This is a genomic window from Brevundimonas sp., from assembly GCF_046299595.1.
GTDB lineage: Bacteria > Pseudomonadota > Alphaproteobacteria > Caulobacterales > Caulobacteraceae > Brevundimonas.
In genome coordinates this window covers 1,733,441-1,758,043 of record NZ_JBKBHQ010000001.1, presented here as the reverse complement: position 1 = coordinate 1,758,043, position 24,603 = coordinate 1,733,441, and the positions used below count along the sequence as shown (strand labels likewise).

Annotated in this window: 25 protein-coding genes and 1 pseudogene; 8 read left to right on the top strand and 18 right to left on the bottom strand. The window is 68.3% G+C overall.

Features of this window, described 5'->3' with window-relative positions:
* Nucleotides 1-30: 30 nt before the first annotated feature.
* Genes sdhA through sdhC form a run of 3 tightly spaced genes read right to left on the bottom strand, consistent with a single transcriptional unit; the run spans nt 31 to nt 2,631 of the window.
* Nucleotides 31-1,815, bottom strand: a complete 1,785-nt coding sequence (sdhA, locus tag ACK4E3_RS08630; RefSeq protein WP_409699227.1) for a succinate dehydrogenase flavoprotein subunit — start codon at nt 1,813-1,815, stop codon at nt 31-33.
* A gap of 7 nt (nt 1,816-1,822) precedes the next feature.
* Entirely contained in the window at nt 1,823-2,209 is a 387-nt protein-coding gene (sdhD, locus tag ACK4E3_RS08625) for a succinate dehydrogenase, hydrophobic membrane anchor protein (protein WP_409699224.1), read from the bottom strand.
* Nucleotides 2,206-2,631: a succinate dehydrogenase, cytochrome b556 subunit gene (gene sdhC, locus ACK4E3_RS08620; protein WP_409699221.1), complete on the bottom strand. Its 426-nt coding sequence runs from the start codon at nt 2,629-2,631 to the stop codon at nt 2,206-2,208. Before sdhC ends, sdhD begins: the two co-directional genes overlap by 4 nt.
* A gap of 331 nt (nt 2,632-2,962) precedes the next feature.
* Here sdhC and ACK4E3_RS08615 point away from each other — a divergent pair, with 331 nt between their 5' ends.
* Nucleotides 2,963-3,622, top strand: a complete 660-nt coding sequence (locus tag ACK4E3_RS08615; protein WP_409699218.1) for a hypothetical protein — start codon at nt 2,963-2,965, stop codon at nt 3,620-3,622.
* A gap of 21 nt (nt 3,623-3,643) precedes the next feature.
* Here the strand turns inward: ACK4E3_RS08615 and ACK4E3_RS08610 are convergent, their stop codons facing one another.
* Together ACK4E3_RS08610 and ACK4E3_RS08605 are read right to left on the bottom strand one after the other, a co-directional pair.
* Nucleotides 3,644-4,075: an HIT domain-containing protein gene (locus ACK4E3_RS08610; RefSeq protein WP_409699215.1), complete on the bottom strand. Its 432-nt coding sequence runs from the start codon at nt 4,073-4,075 to the stop codon at nt 3,644-3,646.
* Nucleotides 4,072-4,470 carry a VOC family protein gene (locus ACK4E3_RS08605; RefSeq protein ID WP_409699212.1) on the bottom strand — a complete coding sequence of 133 codons (399 nt, stop codon included), beginning with the start codon at nt 4,468-4,470 and terminating at the stop codon, nt 4,072-4,074. The genes ACK4E3_RS08610 and ACK4E3_RS08605 overlap by 4 nt, the downstream gene beginning before the upstream one ends.
* Before the next feature lie 182 nt (nt 4,471-4,652).
* On the opposite strand from ACK4E3_RS08605, the gene mdh reads away from it, so the two are divergent.
* Nucleotides 4,653-5,615, top strand: a complete 963-nt coding sequence (gene mdh / locus ACK4E3_RS08600) for a malate dehydrogenase (protein WP_409699209.1) — start codon at nt 4,653-4,655, stop codon at nt 5,613-5,615.
* Between the two features lie 88 nt (nt 5,616-5,703).
* Here mdh and ACK4E3_RS08595 read toward each other — a convergent pair whose 3' ends face one another.
* From ACK4E3_RS08595 to zapE, 3 genes and pseudogenes are all read right to left on the bottom strand, one after another.
* Nucleotides 5,704-6,207, bottom strand: coding sequence for a YbjN domain-containing protein (locus tag ACK4E3_RS08595; protein ID WP_409699206.1), 504 nt, complete (start codon nt 6,205-6,207; stop codon nt 5,704-5,706).
* A 161-nt stretch (nt 6,208-6,368) separates the two neighbouring features.
* Nucleotides 6,369-7,022: pseudogene (locus tag ACK4E3_RS08590) on the bottom strand (outer membrane protein); the annotation flags it as partial.
* Between the two features lie 205 nt (nt 7,023-7,227).
* Nucleotides 7,228-8,325, bottom strand: coding sequence for a cell division protein ZapE (gene zapE, locus ACK4E3_RS08585; RefSeq protein ID WP_409699202.1), 1,098 nt, complete (start codon nt 8,323-8,325; stop codon nt 7,228-7,230).
* A 136-nt stretch (nt 8,326-8,461) separates the two neighbouring features.
* On the opposite strand from zapE, the gene ACK4E3_RS08580 reads away from it, so the two are divergent.
* Together ACK4E3_RS08580 and rarD are read left to right on the top strand one after the other, a co-directional pair.
* Nucleotides 8,462-9,514, top strand: a complete 1,053-nt coding sequence (locus ACK4E3_RS08580) for an aspartate-semialdehyde dehydrogenase (protein ID WP_409699199.1) — start codon at nt 8,462-8,464, stop codon at nt 9,512-9,514.
* 5 nt (nt 9,515-9,519) lie between these two features.
* Nucleotides 9,520-10,437, top strand: coding sequence for an EamA family transporter RarD (gene rarD / locus ACK4E3_RS08575; RefSeq protein WP_409699196.1), 918 nt, complete (start codon nt 9,520-9,522; stop codon nt 10,435-10,437).
* On the opposite strand, the gene ACK4E3_RS08570 is transcribed toward rarD, so the two are convergent.
* Both ACK4E3_RS08570 and ahcY read right to left on the bottom strand, forming a co-directional pair.
* Nucleotides 10,422-11,564 carry a serine hydrolase domain-containing protein gene (locus ACK4E3_RS08570; RefSeq protein ID WP_409699193.1) on the bottom strand — a complete coding sequence of 381 codons (1,143 nt, stop codon included), beginning with the start codon at nt 11,562-11,564 and terminating at the stop codon, nt 10,422-10,424. The genes rarD and ACK4E3_RS08570 overlap by 16 nt on opposite strands.
* Before the next feature lie 22 nt (nt 11,565-11,586).
* Complete coding sequence (gene ahcY / locus ACK4E3_RS08565; RefSeq protein WP_409699191.1) at nt 11,587-12,978, bottom strand: adenosylhomocysteinase; 1,392 nt, start codon at nt 12,976-12,978, stop codon at nt 11,587-11,589.
* A 208-nt stretch (nt 12,979-13,186) separates the two neighbouring features.
* On the opposite strand from ahcY, the gene bioB reads away from it, so the two are divergent.
* A complete protein-coding gene (bioB, locus tag ACK4E3_RS08560) occupies nt 13,187-14,212 on the top strand; it encodes a biotin synthase BioB (RefSeq protein ID WP_409699188.1) in 1,026 nt (341 codons plus the stop codon).
* A 44-nt stretch (nt 14,213-14,256) separates the two neighbouring features.
* Nucleotides 14,257-14,682, top strand: coding sequence for a Tat pathway signal protein (locus ACK4E3_RS08555; RefSeq protein WP_409699185.1), 426 nt, complete (start codon nt 14,257-14,259; stop codon nt 14,680-14,682).
* A gap of 28 nt (nt 14,683-14,710) precedes the next feature.
* On the opposite strand, the gene ACK4E3_RS08550 is transcribed toward ACK4E3_RS08555, so the two are convergent.
* The 5 genes from ACK4E3_RS08550 to rpsU form a co-directional block, all read right to left on the bottom strand.
* Nucleotides 14,711-15,508, bottom strand: coding sequence for an SDR family oxidoreductase (locus tag ACK4E3_RS08550; RefSeq protein ID WP_409699182.1), 798 nt, complete (start codon nt 15,506-15,508; stop codon nt 14,711-14,713).
* Between the two features lie 31 nt (nt 15,509-15,539).
* Complete coding sequence (locus tag ACK4E3_RS08545) at nt 15,540-16,343, bottom strand: SDR family NAD(P)-dependent oxidoreductase (protein WP_409699179.1); 804 nt, start codon at nt 16,341-16,343, stop codon at nt 15,540-15,542.
* Between the two features lie 30 nt (nt 16,344-16,373).
* Nucleotides 16,374-18,017, bottom strand: a complete 1,644-nt coding sequence (locus tag ACK4E3_RS08540) for an aldo/keto reductase (protein ID WP_409699176.1) — start codon at nt 18,015-18,017, stop codon at nt 16,374-16,376.
* Between the two features lie 48 nt (nt 18,018-18,065).
* Nucleotides 18,066-19,943: an alginate lyase family protein gene (locus ACK4E3_RS08535; RefSeq protein ID WP_409699174.1), complete on the bottom strand. Its 1,878-nt coding sequence runs from the start codon at nt 19,941-19,943 to the stop codon at nt 18,066-18,068.
* Nucleotides 19,944-20,153: 210 nt separating this feature from the next.
* Nucleotides 20,154-20,384 (bottom strand): 30S ribosomal protein S21, encoded by a 231-nt coding sequence (gene rpsU, locus ACK4E3_RS08530; protein WP_409701193.1) that lies wholly within the window; start codon nt 20,382-20,384, stop codon nt 20,154-20,156.
* Between the two features lie 273 nt (nt 20,385-20,657).
* Between rpsU and ACK4E3_RS08525 the strand changes: the two genes are divergently transcribed.
* Nucleotides 20,658-21,335 carry a COQ9 family protein gene (locus ACK4E3_RS08525; protein WP_409699171.1) on the top strand — a complete coding sequence of 226 codons (678 nt, stop codon included), beginning with the start codon at nt 20,658-20,660 and terminating at the stop codon, nt 21,333-21,335.
* Here ACK4E3_RS08525 and ACK4E3_RS08520 read toward each other — a convergent pair.
* Complete coding sequence (locus ACK4E3_RS08520) at nt 21,320-22,309, bottom strand: helix-turn-helix transcriptional regulator (RefSeq protein WP_409699168.1); 990 nt, start codon at nt 22,307-22,309, stop codon at nt 21,320-21,322. The two genes, ACK4E3_RS08525 and ACK4E3_RS08520, sit on opposite strands and share 16 nt — an antisense overlap.
* Nucleotides 22,310-22,417: 108 nt before the next feature.
* Here ACK4E3_RS08520 and ACK4E3_RS08515 point away from each other — a divergent pair, with 108 nt between their 5' ends.
* Nucleotides 22,418-22,660 (top strand): hypothetical protein, encoded by a 243-nt coding sequence (locus ACK4E3_RS08515; protein ID WP_409699165.1) that lies wholly within the window; start codon nt 22,418-22,420, stop codon nt 22,658-22,660.
* Between the two features lie 36 nt (nt 22,661-22,696).
* On the opposite strand, the gene ACK4E3_RS08510 is transcribed toward ACK4E3_RS08515, so the two are convergent.
* Complete coding sequence (locus ACK4E3_RS08510) at nt 22,697-24,109, bottom strand: NAD(P)(+) transhydrogenase (Re/Si-specific) subunit beta (protein WP_409699162.1); 1,413 nt, start codon at nt 24,107-24,109, stop codon at nt 22,697-22,699.
* 62 nt (nt 24,110-24,171) lie between these two features.
* Nucleotides 24,172-24,579 (bottom strand): hypothetical protein, encoded by a 408-nt coding sequence (locus ACK4E3_RS08505; RefSeq protein WP_409699159.1) that lies wholly within the window; start codon nt 24,577-24,579, stop codon nt 24,172-24,174.
* Between the last annotated feature and the right edge of the window lie 24 nt (nt 24,580-24,603).

The window sequence follows — 24,603 nt, the reverse complement described above, 5'->3', positions numbered from 1 at the left end:
TGTCCTGAAAGCTGGGCATTTCGACCATGATCAGTAGGTTCTCTTGCGCGGCGGTATCGGATCGACGTCCTGGCTGAGCGTGTAGTCGTGCACGGGGCGGTAATCGATCTTCGCCTCGCCCCGGCTCTCGTCGAGCCAGGCGAGGGTGTGCTTCATCCAGTGGGTGTCGTCGCGCTCGGGATAGTCCTCGCGGGCGTGGGCGCCGCGGCTTTCCGTACGGTTGAGCGCCCCTTCGATGGTCACGATGGCCTGACCGATCAGATTGTCATATTCCAGCGTCTCGACCAGATCGGTGTTCCAGATCATGCCCCGGTCGGTGGTGCGGATGTCGGCACCGCGCGCATGGATCTCGCGGATGCGGCGCACGCCGTTCTGAAGGGTCTCGCCGGTGCGGAACACGGCGGCGTCCTCCTGCATGGCCTTCTGCATGTCGAGGCGCAGGCGCGCGGTCGGGGTCGAGCCATTGGCGTGGCGGAAGCGGTCGAGGCGCGCCAGATGGCTCTCGGTCATGGCGACCGAGACGTCCGGCACCGCACCGCGCTCCACCGTCTCGCCTGCCCTCAGGCCCGCCGCACGGCCGAACACCACCAGGTCGATCAGCGAGTTGGAACCGAGGCGATTGGCACCGTGCACGCTGACGCAGGCGGCCTCGCCCACGGCCATCAGGCCCGGCACCACGGCATTGGCGTCGTCGCCCACCTTGGTCAGCACCTCGCCGTGGTAGTTCGTGGGGATGCCGCCCATGTTGTAGTGCACGGTCGGGATCACGGGGATGGGCTCGCGGGTCACGTCCACGCCCGCAAAGATGCGCGCGCTCTCCGAGATGCCGGGCAGGCGCTGGTGGATCACCTTGGGATCGAGGTGATCGAGGTGCAGGAAGATGTGGTCCTTGTTCGGGCCCACGCCGCGACCCTCGCGGATCTCGATGGTCATGGAGCGGCTGACCATGTCGCGCGGCGCCAGGTCCTTCACGGTGGGCGCATAGCGCTCCATGAAGCGCTCGCCCTCGGAGTTGGTCAGATAGCCACCCTCCCCGCGCACGCCCTCGGTGATCAGGCAGCCTGCGCCATAGATGCCCGTGGGGTGGAACTGGACGAACTCCATGTCCTGAAGCGGCAGGCCCGCGCGCAGCACCATGGCATTGCCATCGCCCGTGCAGGTGTGCGCCGAGGTGGCCGAGAAATAGGCCCGGCCATAGCCGCCGGTAGCCAGGATCACCTGCTTGGCGCGGAAGCGGTGCAAGGTGCCGTCGTCCAGCTTCCAGGCGGTGATGCCCTTGCACACGCCCTCGTCCATGATCAGGTCGAGGGCGAAATACTCGATGAAGAACTCGACCTCGCGTCGCACCGACTGGCCATAGAGGGTGTGCAGGATCGCATGGCCGGTGCGGTCGGCGGCGGCACAGGTGCGCTGCACGGGTGCCTCGCCGAAGTTGCGCGTCATCCCGCCGAAGGCCCGCTGATAGATCTTGCCTTCCTCGGTGCGCGAGAAGGGCACGCCCCAGTGCTCCAGCTCATAGACGGCCTTGGGCGCGTTGCGGCACAGATACTCGATGGCGTCCTGATCGCCCAGCCAGTCCGAGCCCTTCACGGTATCGAACATGTGCCAGCGCCAGTCGTCCTCGCCCATGTTGCCCAGCGCCGCCGAGATGCCGCCCTGAGCCGCCACCGTGTGCGAGCGGGTCGGGAACACCTTGGTCACGCAGGCGGTCTTGAGCCCCGCCTGGGCGCAGCCGAGCGCGGCGCGCAGGCCCGAGCCTCCGGCTCCCACCACCACCACGTCATAGGCATGATCGACAAAGGAATAGGCTGCCATCTCGCGATTACGCTCCCGGGGTGGCCGGGCCTGCGCCCGTGGCCAGCATGAATGTGCAGATCAGGGCCGCCGCGCCGAGCGCGAGGCAGAAGGCGAGGCTGAGGCGGATGCAGGCCTTGCGCGCCGCGCCTTGCAGATAGTCCTCGATGATCACCACCATGCCCATGTGCATATGCCACAGGCTGATGATCAGGGCCGCCAGCAGCACGCCCGCATTGAGCGGCGAGGACAGCCACGCTACCACCGCATCGAACGGCTGGCCCGCCACCGAGTAGGCGGCCCACAGCGCCCAGGCGGTAAAGACCACCAGAACCAGCGAGGAGACCCGCTCCCTCAGCCATTCGGCGGCACCATGGCCCTCGGCCTGTTTCACCAGAGACGCCCTGTTGCTCACAGCGACACCCTCCCCTCGGCGATCAGCACGGCAAAGAAGGCCACGGCCAGGGCGAGCCCCGCGAGGATCGAGACGGTACTCAGCAGCGAGGCGGTCCGTGGCTCCAGCCCCCGGCCCGTGTCCCAGATCAGGTGCCGGATGCCCGACATCAGGTGATAGCTGAGCGCCAGGGTCAGCAGGAACCACACGATCAGGCCGAAGACCGAGCCCGACACGGCCGCGAACACGCCATAGGCTTCCGGTCCCGCCGCCAGGCACGCCAGCCAGACCACCACCAGCACCAGCCCGCCATAGAGGGCCGCGCCGCTCATCCGGTGCAGGATCGAGGCCAGCATGGTGACATGCCAACGCCATATCTGCAGGTGGGGGGAAAGCGGCCTGTGGGCCGGTCGGCTATCGGGCCTGGGGCCGGAATGAGACATGCGAACCGTTCTCAAGTCTTTGCAAATCAAGCGTGTCCGCCACGCGGGACTGGCATAGGGAGCAAGGCACCCCAAAGTCAACGCACCTGCACCATATTGCATACGAACCCGGCGCGGGGGCGGATGATCCACCCGCCTGCGACGTGCTGGCGCAGGAGCTGTGGCTTACGCGCTGAAATGATCTGACGCCGATGTGAGCGGGCCAAGCCTTGCCTAGGCACGCGCTTCGCCCTTAGCCTGACCTCAACAATAACACGACACCACATCGACGACACCGCATCCGGGCGATCGGGACACAGGGTCCGACGCCCCATCGAGACGAGCCGACCATATGCTTGGGCTGTTTCTGGCCATGGGGGTGCTTGCGCCCCTCGATGACCCAACGTCCTCTGGCGCGCCTGCGCCCGAGACCGAAGCGCTGGCGGCTCCCCATCCCAGCAGCGCCCTGCCCTATGCCGCGCCGCGTGTACGCCCCCACGAGCCGCCCTCCAACTTCGGCAGGCCCGCCCCGGTCCAGCCCGAGGGCGATCTCGACGCCGAGCCGGTGCGCATCGTGGTCGAGCCGGGCCTGTCGGTGGACGCCTACCGCGGACAGCTCGAGCGCCCGCTGGCCGAGGCCGACCGGCGCTATCACGAGGCCGTGCGCGATGCCGAGGCGCGCTATGATGCCACCATGGGCCCGCTCGACGGCCACTGGCAGCTCGCCGATCTCAATGGTCAGCCCCTGCTGGAACTGCTCATCACCGACGATGGCGCCAGCTTGCTGGAAGGCGCGTTTCGCGAGCTGAACCCCAATCACCCGCACCAGCGCATCGGCCATATCGAGACCTCGCGCCTGGCCAATGGCCGCCTCAGCCTGACCCTGCGCGGCGACGGGAGACAGCGCGTGCTCGAGCTGTGGCAGGAGGGCGGGTTCTGGCGCGGCGCCTATTCCGAGGCGCCCGGTGCCGAGCCCATCGGTGTGAACATGACCCTGCGCCGCGCCCGCTGAAGCGCGCGCAAGCCACCCCTCTCAGACCTCGAGCCCGAGGGCCGCGACAAGGGCGCGCGACAGCGCCTGATGGGCCTCGCCCGTGCGCCGCTGCCGGCCGGGGCGGCCCCAGACCGGATCGGGCCAGAAGGGATCGTCCCGCCAGCGCGCCACCACGTGCACATGAAGCTGGGCGGTGACATTGCCGATGCTGGCGATGTTGATCTTGTCCACGGGCCGTCCGTCGGCCGCAAAGGCACCGCGCAGCGCCTCGCCTGCGGCTACCGCCTCGTCCAGCAGCAGGGCACGCTCGCGCCCGGACAGGTCCGCCACCTCGACCAGCCCGGCGCGTCGCGGAATGAGGATCAGCCAGCCGAAGCGCGCATCGTCCTGAAGACGAACCTCGCACAGGGGCAGATCGCCGAGCCGCACCGAGCCGGACTCGAAGGCCGGATCGCGCCGAAACGGGCTCACTTCGCCGCGGAAGCCGCCTCGGCGGCAGCGCCCATGCAGAAGGCATTGAGCTTGTTGCCATCCGGGTCGCGGAAATAGGCCGCATAAAAGCCCGTGCCGCGCGGGCCGGGCTTGCCCTCGCAGGTGGCTCCGTTCTCGATGGCGCAGGCATAGATCTCGTCGACATGGGCCGGATCGCGCGCGCCCAGCGCCACCATCACGCCGTTGCCGACACTGGCGGGCTTGCCGTCGAAGGGCGCGGTCAGGCCGATGCCCGCGCCGCCGCCCGGCTCGCCCCAGGCGATGGCGCCGGGCCACTCCATCATGCGCCGCGTGCCCATCCTGGCCGCAATGGCGTCATAGAATCTGGCCGCGCGCTCCAGATCGTTGGTGCCCAGGGTCACATAGCCGATCATGGTGTCTCTCCGCCTGTCCTTGCCGGACCATCTCATTGCGGCGGCCCCTGCACAAGCCGCCGCGATCACGCCCCGCCCTTGCAGGAACAGGCCGCCGGGTCTAGACCCCGCGCCAGCGACATTCCTCCCTTCGCGGCGCGACCCCTCGTGCCGCTTCGAGCTGACCTTACGGAGACTTGCCCATGGCTCGCGCCAAGATCGCCCTCATCGGTGCCGGTATGATCGGCGGAACCCTGGCCCACATCGCCGCGCGCGAGGAACTGGGCGATGTGGTCCTGTTCGACATCGCCGAGGGCACGCCCCAGGGCAAGGCGCTGGACATCGCCGAGGCCACCTCGGTGTTCGGTTCGGACGTGGCGCTGAAAGGCGCAAACGACTATGCCGAGATCGCGGGTGCGGACGTGTGCATCGTCACCGCCGGTGTGCCGCGCAAGCCGGGCATGAGCCGCGACGACCTGCTGGGCATCAACCTCAAGGTCATGAAGGCCGTGGGCGAGGGCATCAAGGCCCATGCGCCCGACAGCTTCGTGATCTGCATCACCAATCCGCTCGATGCCATGGTCTGGGCGCTGCAGAAGTTCTCGGGCCTGCCCCACAACCGCGTGGTCGGCATGGCCGGGGTGCTGGACTCGGCGCGCTTCGCATATTTCCTGGCTGAAAAGACCGGCATCTCGATCAAGGACATCCACGCCTGGACCCTGGGCGGGCACGGCGATGACATGGTGCCCATGGTGCGCCACTCCACCGTGGGCGGCCTGCCCCTGCCCGACGCGGTGCGCCACGGTTTCCTCAGCCAAGGCGATCTGGACGCCATCGTCGAGCGCACCCGCAAGGGCGGCGGCGAGATCGTCGCCCTGCTCAAGACCGGCTCGGCCTATTACGCCCCGGCCGAAAGCGCCATCGCCATGGCCATGTCCTATCTCAAGGACCAGAAGCGCGTCCTGCCTTCGGCAGCGTGGCTGTCGGGCGAATATGGCCTGTCGGACCTCTATGTCGGCGTTCCGGCCCTGATCGGCGCGGGCGGCGTCGAGCGCGTCATCGAGTTCGACACCAATGACGAGGAAAAGGCCATGCTGGAAACCTCGGTCAACTCGGTGAAGGGCCTGATCGAGGCGTGCAAGGGCATCGATTCGTCCCTCGCGTGAGGCACGGCGAAACGGACAGCAAAAAAAGGGCGGAGCCGCGCGGCTCCGCCCTTTTTCGTGCAGGCCCGGCGTGGGGCAACTGTGGCCGCTACTGCGCATCCTCCAGCACATAGTAGCCCGCCTGAAGGCCGATCAGCGGCACGATGGCCCGCCACAGCTCCAGGTTCTCGGAAAGCTGGGCCCAGGTGTAGCCCGCCGGGAGATAGAGATCATACTCGCCGATCAGCTCGGGCGAAGGGTTCATCTCGGCGCGGGCGGTGACGAAGCGGCGGCTGCGGTTCCAGTCGGCGGCAAGCGCCTCGGTCACGGCCGGGTTCTGGAAGCTGATGTGAAACTGCACGGCGCGACAGCGGCTCTGTTCGCAGTTGTAGAAAAACATCCCCCAGGTCACGTCGCCATCGACCACGCGGATCGCCGGGGTATCGCCTTCCTGGGCAAACTCGGGGGCCAGACCCGGCTGGGCCGACAGCCAGCTCACCGCCTCACGCGGGCTGATCCCGCCGGGATCGATGGCACCGCTCTGGGCCGCGGCACCTGTCCCGAACATCAGGGCCAGTGCGGCACCGGCCGCCAGGGTTGTCGTGATACGCATGGGCAGGGCTTTCCGTTTCGATGATGCACGCCACTGGTGAGGCGGGCCAAGGCTGGCACGCCTGAGGGGGCGCTTCAAGCGGTCATGCTGGCCTCGACTTCGGGCAGCAAAAAGGCCCGGGCGTCACCACCCGGGCCTCTCTGGCGTGATCGCGGAGGCGATCAGAAGCGGTAGGCGAGCCCGAAGCGCAGGGCGTCGCGGCGGAAGTCCACATCGGCCTGGGCCGTGGTGCCATCCGAATAGGTCCAGTCGTAGCTCTGGGAATCGAAGTCGAGGCGCAGATACTCGGCGCGCGCGCTCAGGCGGTCGCTGAAGGCCCACTCGACGCCCGCGCCATAGGTCCAGCCCGTATGACGCTGCTTGTCGCGGCTGTTCAGCTCGGCAAAGCTGGCGTTGACGTAGTTGCGGTCGAACGTGACCTCGCTCATGGCGCCGCCTGCGGTGCCATAGACCAGCACATTGCCCATGGCCACGCCCGCGCGGGCACGAAGCGTCGCGGTATATTCGACATCGGTGCGAAGACGCGTGGTGAACTGGTTGGTGCCGGCTGCCGGGCGGTCGGCGATGGTGCGGCTGCCACCGGCGTCCGAATAGGCCACATCGCCTTCCACGCCGAACACGAAGCTGCCGGCCTGGAAGTTGTAGCCCGCCATCAGGCCAAGCTCAGTGCCATTGACCGAGAAGCTGGGCTGGGAGTTGGCCGCCGTACCACCGAACGGACCCCAGAAGGCGCTGCCCGCAGCGGTCTGGAGCGGGGCATCGGTCAGATCGAAGTCACCCTGGGTCTGGTTGAGCGTGACGCCGACATAACCGCCCGAGAACGGCTGGTCCTAGGCGACAGCGGCGGAAGCGGCCAGCGCGAGCGCGGAGGCCACTGAGAAAGCAATGATCCTGGAACGCATGGAGACAATCCTGAGCAGTTGAAAAGGCAGTGCCCCCACCTCGCGAGATACGAAATCCCGCGCCCTCGGTATGCAGACCGCACAACCCGGCCCCGTGTTCCGCGCGCTGCCGCTATTGTCACCGTTCCTGTTGCAGCCACGCCACAGCGCTCATCTCGCGCAGGCGCGAGACGGTGCGCTCGAACTCGAACGCGCCTTCCCCTTGTGGGTAGAGGGCTTGCGGCTCGGCCTCGGCCAGCACGACGATGCGCACCTTCGCCTCATAGAGTGCGTCGATCAGGGTGACGAGACGGCGGGCCTCGAAGCGCCGCTCTGGCCCCAGCACCGGCACGGCCTCGATGAACAGGGTGTGGAAGCGCGCGGCAATGGCCAGATAGTCCTGCGGACCCAGAGCCCTGGCGCACAGCTCATCGAAGGTGGCGCGCGCCATGGCCCCCACGGTGCGCTCCAGCACCAGTTCGCGGCCCTTGAGCGTCAGGCGCGTGGGCTCCTCGGGCTCTGCGCCGCGCAGGTCTTCCCACAGGTGCTCGAACGCCATCTTGCGCCCTGTGTCGAGGCCCGAATACCAGACCCGCGAGCTGGCCATGCGCTGTGCGCGCCAGTCCCTTGCCCCGGCCACCTCCACGACATCGCACTGCGCCTCGATGCGCGCGATGAAAGGCAGGAAAAGCTGGCGGTTGATGCCGTTGGCATAGAGCTGGTCGGGCCTGCGGTTCGATGTGGCGGCCAGCACCACCTTGCGTGCAAAAAGGGCCTCGAACAGGCGGCCCAGGATCATGGCATCGGCGATGTCCGTCACCTGCAGCTCGTCAAAGCACAGGAGCCGCACCTGACGCGCCAGACGATCCGCGATCGGCCCGACCGGATCGCTGCCGCGCACCGTGCCGAAGCGCGCCAGCTTCTGCGCGCCCGTGCCCTCGCGCCACAGCCGCACATCCTCGTGTACCTGCGCCATGAAGGCATGAAAGTGCGCACGCAGGCGGCGCTTCTCGGCGCTGTGGGCGTAGAACAGGTCCATCAGCATGGACTTGCCGCGCCCCGGCGGCCCCCACAGATAGACCCCCTGCACGGACCTCCTGCGCCCCGTCAGGGTGCGGCGGCCAAGATCATGCTCCAGTCGCTCCAGCGCCTCGATCGCCTGCTGCTGCGCCTCATCGGCCTGCAAGGCTCCGTCACGCAGGCGATCGAGATAGGCTTGGCGCAGGGCTGAAGTCATCAGATGAACACACAGAAGGGCAAAAGCGATTGCTTTGCGGGCCGTTCGTTCTAAATGGCGGACTGAGGCAGGCAAGGCCTGCTCATCGCACCAACCTCCCCGCGCCCGCCCGGAACCACCCCGTCAGGAGCCACCCATGGGTTATCGCGTCGCCGTCGTAGGCGCCACAGGCAATGTCGGTCGCGAAATGCTGACCTTGCTGGACGAGCTTCAGTTCCCCCTCGAGGAGGTCTTCGCCGTCGCCTCGCGCAAGTCCAGGGGGCTTGAGGTGGCCTTTGGCGAGCGCACCTTGAAGTGTCACGACATCGAGCAGTTCGACTTCTCGAAGTGCGACATCGTGCTGATGAGCGCGGGCGGCGACGTCAGCCGCGCCTGGTCCGAGAAGATCGGGGCCATGGGTGTCATGGTCATCGACAACTCCTCGGCGTTCCGCATGGACCCGGACGTGCCCCTGATCGTGCCCGAGGTGAACCCCGAGGCGGTCCATGGCGCGCGCAAGAAGCACATCATCGCCAATCCCAACTGCTCGACCCTGCAGCTGGTCGTGGCGCTGAAGCCCCTTCACGATGCCGCGCACATCCGCCGGGCAGTGGTCTCGACCTATCAGTCGGTGTCGGGCGCGGGCAAGGAAGCCATGGACGAGCTGTGGGACCAGACCAAGGCGCTCTACGGCCTCGGCGATGCCACGCCCAGGACGTTCGCCAAGCAGATCGCCTTCAACGTCCTGCCCTTCATCGGCTCCCTGCGCGAGGACGGCTACACCGACGAAGAAGCCAAGATGTGGAACGAGACCCACAAGATCCTCGATCCCTCGATCCGCCTCACCGTCACCTGCGTGCGGGTGCCCGTGTTCGTGGGCCACAGCGAGAGCGTGACTCTGGAGTTCGAAACCCCGCTCGATGCCGACAGCGCGCGCGACGTCCTGCGCGAGGCACCCGGCGTGGTGGTGGTCGATAATCCGGCCGAGCACGGCTATGTCACCCCCATCGAGGCGGTGGGCGAGTTCGGCGTCTATGTCTCGCGCATCCGCGAGGACACCACGGTCGAGAACGGCCTGTCGCTGTGGGTCGTGTCCGACAACCTGCGCAAGGGCGCGGCCCTCAACGCGGTCCAGATTGCCCAGCTGCTCGACGAGCAGGGCGTCATCACGCCCAAATCCGGCTATCGTTCGATCACGGTGGGCGGCTGACGGCCTTGAACGCTTCCGGCGGCTCCGCGCCCGACTTCCGCAACGCCCTGATCGCAGGCGTGGGCTGCTATGTGGTGTGGGGGCTCTCGCCGCTGATCTATCAGCCCATGGGCCGGGCGGGCGCGGATGCCTTCGAGATCATGGGCCACCGCGCCATCTGGTCGGTGCTGTGGGCGGGGCTTCTGGTGCTGCTGGCGCGCCAGTCAGGCGATGTGAAGCGGGTGCTGCGCTCGCCGCGCACCCTTGCGCTGCTGCTGGTCTCCACCAGCCTGATCGCGGTGAACTGGGCCGTGTTCGTCTGGGCGGTCAACAACGGCCATACGCTGGAAACCAGCCTCGGCTATTATCTCAACCCGCTGCTCAACATGGCGGCAGGCGCGTGGATTTTCCGCGAGCGCATCAGCGGGCTGGGCCTGGCCGCCATCGCCCTGGCCGTCGTCGGCGTGGCGCTTCAGGCCGTGGCAGTGGGCGGCCTGCCATGGGTGTCGCTGACGCTGGGGCTGACCTTTGCGGCCTATGGCGTGATCCGCAAGCGCATCGACGCCGACGCCCAGACTGGCCTGTTCATCGAGTGCGCCCTCATCACCCTGCCGGGCATTGCCTACATACTGTGGCTGGAGAGTCAGGGGCTGGGCCATTTCACCGACAGCACGGGCACGGCGCTGCTGCTGATGCTGGCGGGGCCTGTCACGGTGGTGCCGCTGATGCTGTTCTCGTGGGCAGCGCGACGGATGCCCCTGTCGACCATGGGCTTTCTGCAATTTCTCGCCCCCACCATCAGCTTCGTGATCGGCGTGGCCCAGGGCGAGCCCTTCGGCTGGCTGCGCGCCCTGTCGTTCGGCTTCATCTGGGCGGGGGCCATGGTGTTCGTGCTGGCGGCGCTGCAAAGAAGCCGGGCCGCACGCGCTCAGAGACTGGCGTAGAGCGCCTCGACCAGCGCACGCGCGCGCGGATCGCCGATCAGGTGATGGGACTGGGCGCTCATGACATAGGCCCCCGAAATCCCTGCGGCCGGATCGGCGAAGGCGCAGCTGCCGCCCCAGCCGCAGTGGCCGAGCGTACCGGGATCAGGGCCGAAGATGCCGAGCCCCTCGTTGCGCATCAGGCCCGCCGCCCACGACAGGGTGAAGGGCAGCACCCGGTCCGGCCCGGATATGCGCTCGGCGCTCATGACCGCGAGGGTGCCGGCGGACAGCACGCGCTCGCCCTCCAGCATCCCGCCCGAGGCCACCACGCCCATCAGACGCGCCAGAGAGTCTGCGCGCGCGTGCATGTTGGCGGAAGGAATCTCGATCTGTCGCCACTCGGCCGAGCCGCGCCCGGCAGGCGCCGAGCCCTTGTCGAGAAAGGCGGCCTGACGCACCGCATCGATGGAGCCCAGATCAGGCGCACGCGAGGGCTTTCGCATCTGGGCCACGCGCCCGTGCTGGGCGGCAGGCAGGCCCCACCACAGGTCAAGATCGAAGGGCTCGGCCAGATCTTCGCGCAGGGCCGTGCCCATGGAGCGCCCGTCGAGGCGGCGGAACACCTCGCCACAGATGTAGCCCACCATGATCGGGCTGTAGCCCGAGGCCGAGCGCGGGGGAAACAAGGGCGCCTGCGCGGCCACGGCATCGAGCACCTGCTCGCGCTCGAACCAGATTTCGGGCGGGCGTGGCGGGGCAAAGCCCACCATGCCCGCCTGATGGCTCAGAACATCACCGAGGGTGATGTCGGCCTTTCCGGCCTCGCCGAATGCGGGCCAGACCTCGGCCAGCGGGGTATCGAAGCCGATCAGGCCCTGATCCACCAGCCGCGCCATCATCAGGGCCATGACCGCCTTGCCGGTCGAGAACACCGGGGTCAGGGTCTCCGGCCCGAACGGCTGCTCGCCTGCGGCATCGGCATGGCCGCCCCACAGATCGATGACGAGGCAGCCCCCGATCTGCACGCTGAAGCGCGCGCCGCGCTCGCTGACGGTGCCGGGCGCATCGAGAAAGTTGCGCGCAAAGGCCTCGCGCACGGCCTCGAACTGCGGCGGGCACGGGCCGTGGATGTCGGGCGCGCTCATCGGACGGGCCGGGCGGACGGCATCAATAACGGTAGTGATCGGGCTTGAAGGGGCCTTCGGGCGTGACGCCGATATAGGCCGCCTGATCAGCCGACAGCTTGGTCAGCTTGGCACCCAGCTTTTCGAGGTGAAGCATGGCGACCTTCTCGTCGAGATGCTTGGGCAGGGTATAGACCCGGTTCTCATAGGCCGCCGCATTGGTCCACAGCTCGATCTGGGCCAGCGTCTGGTTGGTGAAGGACGCGCTCATGACAAAGCTCGGGTGGCCCGTGGCATTGCCCAGATTCACCAGCCGCCCCTCGGACAGCAGGATGATCTTCTTGCCGTCGGGAAACTCGACATGGTGGACCTGATCCTTGATCTTGTCCCACTTGAAGTTCTTGAGCCCGGCCACCTGAATCTCGGAATCGAAGTGGCCGATGTTGCACACGATGGCGTTGTTCTTCATCGCCCGCATGTGATCGACGGTGAGCACGTCCTTGTTGCCCGTGGCGGTGACGAAGATATCGGCGTAAGGGGCCGCGTCCTCGACGTGGACGACCTCATAGCCCTCCATGGCCGCCTGCAGGGCGCAGATCGGGTCCACCTCGGTGACCAGCACGCGCGCGCCGCCGTTCCTGAGGCTGGCGGCCGAGCCCTTGCCCACGTCGCCATAGCCCATGACCAGCGCGACCTTGCCCGCCAGCATCACGTCGGTCCCGCGGCGGATGGCATCCACCAGGCTCTCGCGACAGCCATAGAGATTGTCGAACTTCGACTTGGTGACGCTGTCGTTCACATTGATGGCCGGGAAGGGCAGCTCGCCGCGCTCGGCCATCTGATAGAGGCGGTGCACGCCCGTGGTGGTTTCCTCCGACACCCCCTGAATGGCGTCGCGGATGGCGGAGTAGAAGCCCGGCTTCTCGGCCAGATAGCGCTTCATGACCGCGAACAGGGCTTCCTCCTCCTCGTTGGCGGGATTGTCGAGCACCGTGGCGTCCTGTTCGGCCTTGGGGCCAAGCACGCACAGCAAGGTGGCATCGCCGCCGTCATCGAGGATCAGGTTGGGATAGCCGCCATCGGCCCACTCGAAGATCTTGTGCGCATACTCCCAGTACTCGTGCAGCGTCTCGCCCTTCAGCGCGAACACCGGCGTGCCCGCATCGGCGATGGCGGCGGCGGCGTGGTCCTGGGTCGAGAAGATGTTGCACGATGCCCAGCGCACCTCGGCACCCAGCGCCTCCAGCGTCTGGATCAGCACCGCCGTCTGGATGGTCATGTGCAGCGAGCCGGCGATGCGCGCGCCCTTGAGCGGTTTCTTCGAGCCGTATTCCGCGCGCAGGGCCATCAGGCCGGGCATCTCGGTCTCGGCGATGGCGATTTCCTTGCGCCCGAAATCGGCCAGACCGATGTCGCGGATGATGTAGTCGCTCATGAACGGGCGCTCCTTGGGGGAAATGGGGTGCCGACCCTATAGACGCAGCCACCGCCGCGCACAACCTGACATAAGGATATCCTTATATGGCCGCTCCTGCCGGGCCCTGGCGCACGTCCCTTATGGCTTGCGGGGCCGGGGGCCGCCGCCTAATGCTGCGCCCATGGCCGATGATCTGACCCCCGCCCGCCCGTCCGCGAAAGTCTCCGTGAGCGCATCTGCACACACGCCGGAGCGGCTCGCCATTCCGCGCCACGACTGGACGCGCGCAGAGGTCGAGGCCCTGTTCGCCATGCCCTTCATGGAGCTGGTGTTCCTGGCCGCCAGCGTGCACCGCCAGCACTTCGATCCCAGCGCGGTCCAGAAAAGCCAGCTTCTGTCGGTCAAGACCGGAGGCTGCGCCGAGAACTGCGGCTATTGCAGCCAGTCGGCCCACTTCGATACCGGCCTCAAGGCCGAGAAGCTGATGGACACCTCCAGCGTGCTCGCCGAAGCCATGGCCGCCAGGGCCGGCGGTGCGGACCGCTTCTGCATGGGCGCGGCCTGGCGCGAGCTGAAGGATCGTGACCTGCCAAAGCTGGCGGCCATGATCTCGGGCGTGAAGGCGCTGGGGCTTCAGACCTGCGCCACGCTCGGCATGCTGACGCCCGAGCAGGCGCGCGCACTGAAGGAGGCCGGGCTCGACTATTACAATCACAACCTCGACACCTCGCCCGAGTACTACGCCTCCGTGGTGACCACCCGCACCTATGACGAGCGCCTCGATACGCTCAAGGCCGTGCGCGAGGCGGGCATGAGCACCTGCTGCGGGGGCATCGTGGGCATGGGCGAGAGCCGGGCGGACCGCGCGGGCCTGCTGCATGCGCTCGCCACCTTGCCCGAGCATCCCGACAGCCTGCCGGTCAACGCCCTGGTGCCCGTGGCGGGCACGCCGCTGGGCGATCAGGTGCGCGCAGAGGGCCAGATCGATCCCATCGAGTTCGTGCGCACCATCGCGGTGGCGCGGCTGGTGTGCCCGCGTTCCATCGTGCGCCTGTCCGCCGGGCGCGAGGGCATGAGCGAGCCGGTGCAGGCGCTGTGCTTCCTGGCCGGAGCCAACTCGATCTTCGTCGGCTCGCGGCTTCTGACCACGCCCAATCCCGAGCAGGACGCGGATGCGGTCCTGTTCGCCAGACTGGACCTGCAACCCATGATGCACGAGGGGCTGCACGAGAGGCCGCACGGGGGCGCCTGAGCCCATAAACCCTCGCTTAAAACCATGGGCGCACCATGGCGCTCATGAGCGATCCTTCCGCCCCCTCGCGCCGCACGGCCCTGCTGGTGCCGCTGATTGCCGCTCTGGGTGCCAGCGCCGCCACCACGGCCGGCGCAGGCCCGTCGGGCAGCGGCAGCGCCTCGGCCAACAGCTATGTGCGCATGCCCACGCTCACCGCCACGGTGATGAGGCGCGACGGGCGCCGGGGAGTCATGACGGTCGAGGCCGGTCTCGATGTGCCCGATGGCGCGCTTCGCACCCTGACCGAGCAGTCCCTGCCGCGCCTGCGGGCCGCCTACACCCCTCTGATCTCGCGCATGGCCGAGGGCCTGCTGCCTGCCGAGCCGCCCGATCTGGAGCGGCTGGTGCGCGATCTGCAACAGGCGACCGATGCCCTGCTGGGCCAGCGCGGCGCGCGCATCCTGCTGGGCACGGTGATGGTCAACTGAAGGCCGCACCGGATCGGGCCGACGCCGGCTACTGCGCGGTCATGCCCCCGTCGATCCTGATCTCGGCCCCGGTGATGAAGCGGCTCTCGTCCGAGGCCAGATAGACCACGCACCAGGCCACGTCGTCCGGCTCGCCGATGCGCTTCAGCGGGATGCCGCGCGTCAGGCGCTCGTGCGCCTTGGCCTCGTCGCCTCCGGCCATGGCCACGAAGGGATCGAGGATCGGCGTCTTAATGAACACCGGGTGCACCGAGTTGCAGCGCACGCCTTTTCCCGCCTTGGCGCACTCCAGCGCAATGGTCTTGGTGTAAAGCCACACCGCCGCCTTCGAGGCATTGTAGGCGCCCATGCCCGGCGCAGCCGCCAGCCCCGCGATGGACGAGATGTTCACGATCGACGCCTCGCCCGCCGCGGCCAGATGGGCCATGGCGTGCTTGCAGCCCAGCACCACCGAGTCCACGTTCACCGCCTGCACCCTGTGCCAGTCCTCCATGGACTGCGCCTCGACGAAGGTGAGCTCGCCGCCGATTCCGGCATTGTTGACCAGCACCGACAACCCGCCCAGATCGGCGACGGCCGCGGCGATCACCTTCTGCCAGTCGTCCTCGCGCGTCACATCGTGGCCATAGGCAAAGGCCGACCCGTCAAAGCGCGCATTGATCTCTGCGGCCAGCTCGGCAGCGCCCGCCTCGTTGATGTCGGTCAGGGCCAGCGTCGCGCCCTGCTCGGCCATGCGATGGGCCATGGCCCGGCCCAGGCCCCCCGCCGCCCCGGTGATCAGGGCCTTCTTGCCCGCCAGTCGCGCGCCTCGGCTCTGCTGCGTCATGTCCGTGTCCATCCTGTCTGCTGTGCGGGCCTTACCACGCGGTCCAGCCGCCATCGACGCAAAGCACCGCGCCGGTGATGTAGGACGCCTCGGGCGAGCACAGGAACACCACCGGCCCGGCGATCTCCCCGCCCTCGCCGATGCGCCCCAGCGGCACGCGGGCGCGCAGGCGCTCGACCATGTCGGGTGCGCTCTGCTGGGTGGCCGGCGAAGGAAAGGCGCCGGGCGCAATGGCATTGCAGCGTATTCCTTCGGGGCCAAGCTGGCAGGCCCCATAGCGCGTCAGCTGCACCAGCGCCGCCTTGGCCGCGCCATAGAAGGGCGGGTTGCTGGCCTCGGGCGCGTCATAGCTGCGAAGGTCCGGGCTCACCAGGCCATACATGGAGCTGACATTGAGGATGGCCGCGTCCCCCAGCTCGGCGCGGCCCCGGCGCAGGGCGGGCAGCAGGACGCGCATCAGGCGCTGGGCGGCCACCACGGCGATGTCATAGGCGTCGGCATAGTCCTGATCGCTGGCCGTCTCAAGCGTGCCGCCGCGCCCCGCCGCCGCATTGTTGATGAGGATGTGCAGGGCCTCGCCGCGCGCCTCCAGCTCGCCTGCGAAAGCCTCAACGGCGCGCGCGTCGCGCACGTCGAAGACGGCGGGGGAGGCCTTTCCGCCCTCGGCCTCGATCTCGGCCACCAGAGCCTGCGCGGCATCGAGGCGGCGCGCATTGACCCGCACATGAGCCCCCTCGCGCGCCAGGGCGCGGCTCATGAAGGTGCCCAGATAGCCCGTGGCCCCCGTTATCAGGGCTGTGCGCCCGGCCAGCCTGCCCGCATTGCTCGTGCTCAAGGCCGCATCCTCCGCTTCATCGGTTCCGGTTCACTCAAGGCTTGTGCGCCAGCGCGCGGGATCGAGGCTCGCAGGATCGAGCACCGGGCGCTGTGCCATCAGTTCGGCGTGCCACGACGCACGCTGGGCCGGGCGGGCGAAAAGCGCAAGATTGGCCTCAAGCTGGGCCATGTCGTCCATGCCCACCACCACCCCGTCGACCCAGGGCTGCGCGCGTGCCACGTCGAGGCAGAAGGCCGCCACGTCCGGCGCACCCGACAGCGCCCGCCCCTGCTCCAGCCAGGCCAGCACCGGGGCAGGATCGGCCACATGGGCGCGCGCCCACAAGGCCCGGTCACGCGAGGTCAGCAGCCCTTGCAGCAGAGCACTTCGCACATGGACGATCACGCCCCGCTCAAGGCGCGCCGCCTCCAGATCGGGCAGCACGCGCTCCCAGCGGTGATCGAGCACGTTCCAGGGCATCTGGATGTGGGTCACGTCGGCGAACCCAAGCGCCATCGCCAGTTCCTGCGGCGACTGCACCGAGACCCCCAGTGCTCCGATGCGCCCCTCGTCGCGCCATTCGACCAGACACCGCCAGATCGCACCGTCATGGCTGGTGAGATGGGCGCAGCGGTGCAGCAGCACCGCGTCCAGCCGCTCCTGCCCCATGCTCTCCTGACTCAGCGCCCCGGCCGAGCGCATCAGGCTGTCACGGGCGGCGGCGGCGGCCTGATCGGCACCGGCATCCGCGGCCAGTTCGGACAGGGGCGAGAGCTTGGTCACGACGCGCACGCGCTGCGCCGTCGCCCCGCTCAGGAAGCGGCCCACCACCGCCTCGCTGCGGCCATAGGCGCGGGCGGTATCGAGCCACGCCACCCCTGCGCTCACCGCCCGCTCCAGCATGGCCACCGCCGCGTCCTCGCCGGGCGAGGATGCGCGGGCGATGCCATAGGCCATGCCCATCTGGGCCGTGCCCACGACGAGCTGCCTGACCCCGCCGGTCATTGAGCCGGGCACGCAGCGCGAAAGGTGCCTTGCCCATTCGAGCCAGCCCAGCGTTTTCAGATCCGCGCCGTCCGGCACGCTGGCGTGCATGAGCGCGAAGTCTTCGGGGGTGTCGATGGTGGCGCGCACATCCTCCATGCCCAGCCCCGCGTATCGGTCGAACACCTGCACGCCGAACCGCTCGCGCACCCACGGCGTGACGTGCTCGCGCTCATGTGCCGTGCTGGCGGCGGCATGGGCAGCGCGCAAATGCCCGGCCCGCGTCACCTCCACCGAACAGCCATAGGGCAGCCCGGAGCCATCTGCAGTCGTGGTCAGATATTGCGACTGGCGCGCGTCCAGCTCGGCCACCACCTCGGCGATCAAGGCCCCGTCGGGCAGCACGTTGTCGGCGGTGAGTCGCACCACGGGCGCGGCATCGGGCGCATCGCCCAGCGCAAGGATGAAGCGACCCAGAACGTCATCGAGCGGGCCTCGCACGACCGGCAGACCGTGAGCGTGCGCCGTCTCGGCCAGCGCATCATCCGAAGCCTCCAGCGAGGTCGCGAGCACGACCCTTGCACCACGACTGGCGGCACGCCGCGCCGCCAGCACCGCCAGCGGCAAGCCGTGAAAGTCCATCAGCACCTTGCCGGGCAGGCGGCGGGAACTGGTGCGGGCCTGAAGGATCACGAGCGGCGCGGTCATGCACTCACAATGATACCGAAACGTCGGCGTTGGAACGCATGGAGCCTCTTATGGGGTTGCGGGGGCCGGGTCGTCAAAGTGGATGGTCGAGACGATGCGCCCCGGGCGGTCCAGGCGCACCTCCAGCACCGGAACCTCGCTGCGCTTCTGATAATAGCGCGACTCCGGCGCACTGGTCAGGCGAAGCTCTGCCTCGCCCGGCGCGCACTCGATCTCGATCTGCATGGTCTCGCCGATCAGGCGCTTTCCCTCCAGCCGCCACGGACCGGGCGCGAGGCGCCAGCGCAGGCACGCCTGCTCGAAGCGCCCGCCGATGGTGTCGGTGCAGACCAGAAGCCCGCGGCTCATGACCAGATGGCGATGGTGGCGCGCGCCCTTGTGGTCGGTATAGCCCGCCGCGGCACTCAAGCCCCCCTCGCCCGTTTCGCCGACCGTCTGGACGTCTCGCGCCTTCAGCCATGCCCCATAGAGAAAGCGGCTGAGCTGGGGCATCTGGCTGCGGCCATCGAAGGTGATGGTGTTGTGCGCGGGCGTGCTGCCGAACCAGCTGGCGTCCTCGGTGTTGTGGGTGCCCTGGCTGTTGTAGGTCCAGGTGCCCGAATCGCGCAGCACATTGCGCCCGCCAACCATCAGGTCGAGGTGCAGGGCGTCGGCCTGACTGGGGCGAAAGCGGAAGCGCGGATAGCGCATCACCGCCACCGCCGCGCCCGCCTTCATCAGGTGATAGCCGCCGTCATCGAAGCTGCGCCCCGACAGCGCCAGGCCCTCGCCCGGCTCGCTCAGGGGCTCCTGCCGCGCGGCCACGCCCAGCCAGGCCAGCAAGTCATCCCACGGGCCGGGCCCATAGGCGCGCGCACCGCAGAACAGGGCCGCGGCCAGCTGCACCGAGGCGCGATGATCGCGATAGTCGCCTTCGATCAGGGGCATCAGGCGCGCGCCGTCATTGGCCCCGGTGTTGGGCGCATCGCCGCTTTCGGCACTGGTCATGGCGTGCAGCCAGCGCGTCGCCGCGCACAGGCGCGCATTCAGGGTGTCGCTGAAGGGCTGAAGATCGCGCCGTCGCCGCCAGCTTTCGGCCAGGGCATAGCTGTCGAGCATCACCCGGTGATAGTTCATGGAATACTGGCTGAAGCTGCCGTCGCCTGCGATCAGGGTGCGCGCACGCTCCTCCAGCCAGCGCCGGCCTGTGTCCATCCAGCCGTTCGCACGCGCGTCGTGACCGATCAGGAAGCTGCCGCCCATGAACAGGGCCGCTGCCTCCGAGGTGCCGTGGTTGTTCTGCTGGCCGATGGCATAGGAGATGGTGGGAGCGATGCGCGCCAGATGATTGGCGATCTGGGTGCGCAGGGCGGGCGTGGGCACATGGTCCTGGCGCAGCACCATGGCCGCCAGCACCAGATGCATGACCCGCACCGAGGCCTCCTGCCCGCATTTCCAGTTAGGGCCCAGATAGGGCGGATTGCGCGCGCTCCAGTCCGACAGCCAGGCGTTCAGCCGCTCCAGCGAAGCCTCGTCGCCGTGGGCCGCGCGCGTGGCCAGGGCCACCAGCCAGTCGAGGCGCGACAGCTCCCACACGCCCTTGATGTCTCCGGCGGCGAAGTCGTCGATCTGCCACCACGGCAGGTCGGCATGATCGTGCATGGCGCTGCCGAACGGATTGGCGAACCAGTCCGGGGCCTCGCAGTCATGGGCTATGGCGTGATGGCCGAAGTACCACAGCGCATCGTCCCAGCGCCGGTTCGGCCCGGGCAGCGGCATCGGCGGTTCGGCGGCCGCAGGGCCGAAGTGCGCCCCGGAAACCGGCTCGCCCTTCGCCTTCAGCACCGGATGCAGGCCGCTCCTGAGGCCCGCGCGGTAAAGGCCCACCCGCGCCAGATTGTGCGGGCCAAGACGCATGAGGGTTGTCAGCTTGAGGATCAGGCTCATGCCCGCGCTGAACTCCCCATGGTCATGCCGGTGCCCCCGCGATCGGTGATCGTGCCCTGCGCTAGCAGATCGGGCCGCTCAAATCACACCCTTTGAGGCCACAGCCTGCAAAAAGCCCCCCGAATGGCCCCCAAAAGGCCCCTCAATGCAAAAAGGCCGCCCCGGGCGGAGCGGCCTTCGCAGCCTGTGCGGACGCGGATGCGCCGGGTCTCAGCGACGGCCCTTGCTCGGCATCACCACGCCTTCGCGCTGGGCACGCTTGCGGGCCAGCTTGCGGGCGCGGCGCACGGCTTCCGCCTTCTGGCGGGCGCGCTTTTCCGAGGGCTTTTCATAGTGCACGTGCCGCTTCATTTCGCGGAACGAGCCTTCGCGCTGCATCTTCTTCTTCAGGGCCTTCAGCGCCTGATCGACGTTGTTGTCGCGGACAAAAATCTGAACCAGGGGTCTCTCTCCTATGATCGCCCGCCGCGTCCTGGCCTTGCTGCACAAGGCGGGGAAGACGGGCGAACAAGAAATTCAGCGCCCGGAAGCGTGCGGCCTCCGTTCGGAAGGCGTGCGGATACACGAAGCCATGGCCTCTGTCCAGATACGCGCGCACGCGATTTCCCCCGGAATCTCCCCTTGTCCCGCCGGGGCCGGGGGCAGGGAAGCCGCGCTTCGGCATCGCTGTCGCACCCCCTCGAAAGCGCCCGCGTTTGCGCCTAGGATGCGCCCATGTCCGCCCAGACCGATACCCCCGGCCCCGACTGGGTCGATGCGCGCGAGCAGGCCCTGCTCGATCAGGCCATCGAAATGGCGCCGGCCATCGGCTGGAACGCGCGCCTTGTCGCGCGGGCCGGAGCGGCCATCGGCCTGACACGCGGCGATCTGGAGCTGCTGGTGCCCGGCGGGGCGCGAGATCTGGCCGCGCTTCTGTCGCGCCGTCACGATGCCATGGCCATGGAGGCCTTGAAGGCCACACCCGCCGACACCCTCAAGATCCGCCAGCGCATCAGGGCCGGCGTCTGCGCGCGCATGGAGGCGGGTGCGGCCCACATCGAGGCCACGCGCCGCTGTGCCGGTTTTCTCTCCCTGCCGGGCCAGCACGCGCTTGGCCTGCGTCTGGCGTGGGAGAGCGCCGATCTGATCTGGCGCTGGGCGGGCGACCGCGCCACCGACGAGAACCACTACTCCAAGCGCTCCATACTGTCGGGCATTCTGATCCCGGCCCTCACCTTGCGCTGGTTCGACGGGCGCGAGGCCGCCGAGGCCTTTGTGGATGCGCGTATCGAGAATGTCATGGCGTTCGAGAAGTGGAAGGCGGGGCGCGACTTCGATGCGCCGGTGCGCCGTCTTACCAATGCGCTGGCCGCCCTGCGCTTCGGGTCCGGCAAGGCTCAGCCGGAAGCCTGATCCAGCGCCGCGCGCGCCGCGTCCAGTTCCTCGGCCATCACCTGCCTCAGCACCTCGGGCTGGAGAATGCGGACCTGCCGCCCCCAGGTGAACAGGTGCCAGGCCAGCTCCTTCATGCCGCTGGCCGAAAAGCGCACGATGACCGAGCCGTCGGGCCGGTCCTCCAGCGTCTGGGTCGGATGCCAGCGCCAGCCGCGCGCCTCGGCCGCGCCCTCGGGCAGGACGTGCAGGGCCACATCGTGCACCTCGTCCTGATAGATGCCGAACGAGCGGTTGGCGAAGGCGTTGAGATCAAAATCCTCCGGCGGCTGGGCTGGCGTGTCCCCGCACTCGACCTTGCTCATGCGGTCCAGGCGGAAGGTCTGGATGCGGCCGCTGTCGGGATTGGCAGCCACCAGATAGTTGGCGCGCCCGAACATCAGGCCACAGGGAATCAGCTCGCGCCCGCGCGCCTCGGCACCGGGCCGCGCATAGACGAAACGCAAGGTCACGCCCGAGAGGATGGCGCTGCGGATGGTCGCCAGCATGGCCTCGTCGGCACTGGGACGCGGTCCGGCCTGCACGGCGATGGTCTCGGCCCGCACCAAGGCCTCCAGATCGGGCGCCAGGCGGTTCAGCGCGCTTGATCGCATGGCCGACTTGATCTTGCGCTCCAGCGCCTCCAGGGCCGCCGCGCGCTGGGGCTCTCCGGCGCGGCGCAGGGCCGTGGCCGCCTTGGACAGCTCGATCATCTCGACAGCGGTGGGGGTCTGCTCGAAGCCCGACAGCCCGCCGCGGATGCGCCAGCGCTTGGTGGGCGGATCGCGCACTTCTTCCAGCGTGGGAAACAGGCGGTCGACCGCATCGCGCATCCGCTCGGCGGTGCGCCTGCCCACCCCCATGGCCTCGGCCATCTCGTCGAGCGTCAGGCCCTCGGCGCTGCTGGCCAGATGCCGCGCCAGTTCGATGACCTGTCCTGCCTTGTCATGGCGCATGAGGGGGTCTCGCGGTATGCGACCGTTTCTGACGCAATGGTGTCATAGGTTCGCATCATCGGCAAGCGCCCGGCTTGCCAGCAAGGAATGATCCGAACGGAGCCCGACATGGCCAGCGCCTTTTCCCCCCACCAGAGCATCGCCCGCAGCCGCTATCTGATCGTGCCGTGCGAGGCGGCGGGCTGCGAGGATCTGGCGGTCATCTGGGACCGGCTGGAGGAACAGGTCGTGGACGTGATAGACGCCAGCAGCCGTCGCTATGACGAGGAGGACGCGCTGTGGGACGAGTTCCACGCCCCGCGCCCCGGCCCTGATCACTGGTCGCCGGGCCGCCTCGCCCAGGCGGCGTGAGGCCTGCACCGGAAAACAGCAACCTCGCCGAGGCCCCTAAAGCCCCTTTACGATGCCCTCGACCATCTTCTTGGCGTCCGCGAACAGCATCATGGTGTTGTCGCGGAAGAACAGCTCGTTCTCCACGCCCGCATAGCCCGAGCCCATGGAGCGCTTGACGAACAGCACCGTGCCGGCCTTTTCCACGTCCAGCACCGGCATGCCATAGATGGGCGACTGCGGGTCGGTCTTGGCCGAGGGGTTGGTCACGTCATTGGCCCCGATCACGAAGGCCACGTCACAGCTCGAGAACTCGGCGTTGATGTCCTCCAGCTCGAACACCTCGTCATAGGGCACATTGGCCTCGGCCAGCAGCACGTTCATGTGCCCCGGCATCCGCCCGGCCACGGGGTGAATGGCGTATTTCACCTCGACGCCCTCCTTCTTAAGGGTGTCGGCCATCTCGCGCAGGGCGTGCTGGGCCTGGGCGACCGCCATGCCATAGCCGGGCACGATGATGACCTTGGAGGCGTTCTTCAGGATGAAGGCGGCATCTTCGGCCGAGCCCTGCTTGACGGGGCGCGTCTCTGCGGTGCCCCCGCCTGCGGCCACCTCGCCGCCAAAGCCGCCGAGGATGACGCTGATGAAGCTGCGGTTCATGCCCTTGCACATGATGTAGCTGAGGATCGCGCCCGAGCTGCCCACCAGGGCGCCGGTGATGATCAGGGCGATGTTCTCCAGAGTGAAGCCCAGCGCCGCCGCCGCCCAGCCCGAATAGCTGTTCAGCATGGACACCACCACGGGCATGTCCGCCCCGCCGATGGGAATGATCAGGGTCGCGCCCAGCACCAGCGCCAGGATGAACACGCCCCAGAAGGCCCAGGTCGCCGTGCCTTCCGATCCGATCATCACCCCGATCATCAGCACGATGCCAAGGGCGATGGCGATGTTGATGGCGTGGCGCGCGGGCAGCAGGATGGGCGCGCCCGACATGCGCCCGTCCAGCTTGGCAAACGCGATCACCGATCCGGTGAAGGTAATGGCACCGATGGCCACACCCAGCGCCAGCTCGACGATGGAGAGGGTCTTGATGCCCCCCAGCCCGTTGCCGATGCCGAACGCTTCAGGCGCATAGACCGCTCCGATGGCCACGCAGCACGCCGCCAGACCCACCAGCGAGTGAAAGGCGGCCACCAGCTGGGGCATGGACTCCATGCGCACCCGCCCCGCGATCAGCGCGCCGATGCCGCCGCCCACCACGACCCCGCCGCCGATCAGGCCGAGCGTCACCGGATCGAGCACGCCCGATGCGCCCAGGGTCGCCAGGGTGACGGCCACGGCCAGGGCCATGCCGATCATGCCCATCAGATTGCCCCGGCGGCTGGTCTCGGGGCTCGACAGGCCTCTCAGCGAGAGGATGAACAGCACGCCCGAGGCCAGATAGGCCAGCGCCGCGATCGAGGCATTCATGCTTCACTCCCCCTCATTCGGATCGGCGCGGCCGCAGCGGCGCCGGACTTGACAACGGCCCGTCAGAACAGATTCACGCGCGCGGGCTCGGTGGTGCTGTTGGTGCCCGCCGCATGGGGCTGGCCGTCGCGCACGATGGCCAGACCGATAGGACCACTGCCGCCGGTCTTGGTCAGGGCACAGCGCGCATCGTTGGACGGCAGGCGCCCGCCCTGACCGCCCTGCCCGCTGAGCTGAAAGGTGTTGTAGGTCGCCCCGCGCACGGTCACGGGCCGGAAGCGGCAGTCCAGCGACCAGCTTGCGCCCTGAGGCGCAGCCACATGGAAGAACATCCCCTCATAGGCCCGCGCCGAGATCTCGCGGCTGGCCTGCCCCGTCGCAGGCAGGGCGGAGGCAGCCAGGGCCGTAGCGGCAAGGGCAACAGGGACGAGACGGCGATACAGATGGGAAACGGCGGCTTTGTCGGTCATGGATTTAAGCGTGTCTGGGATTTC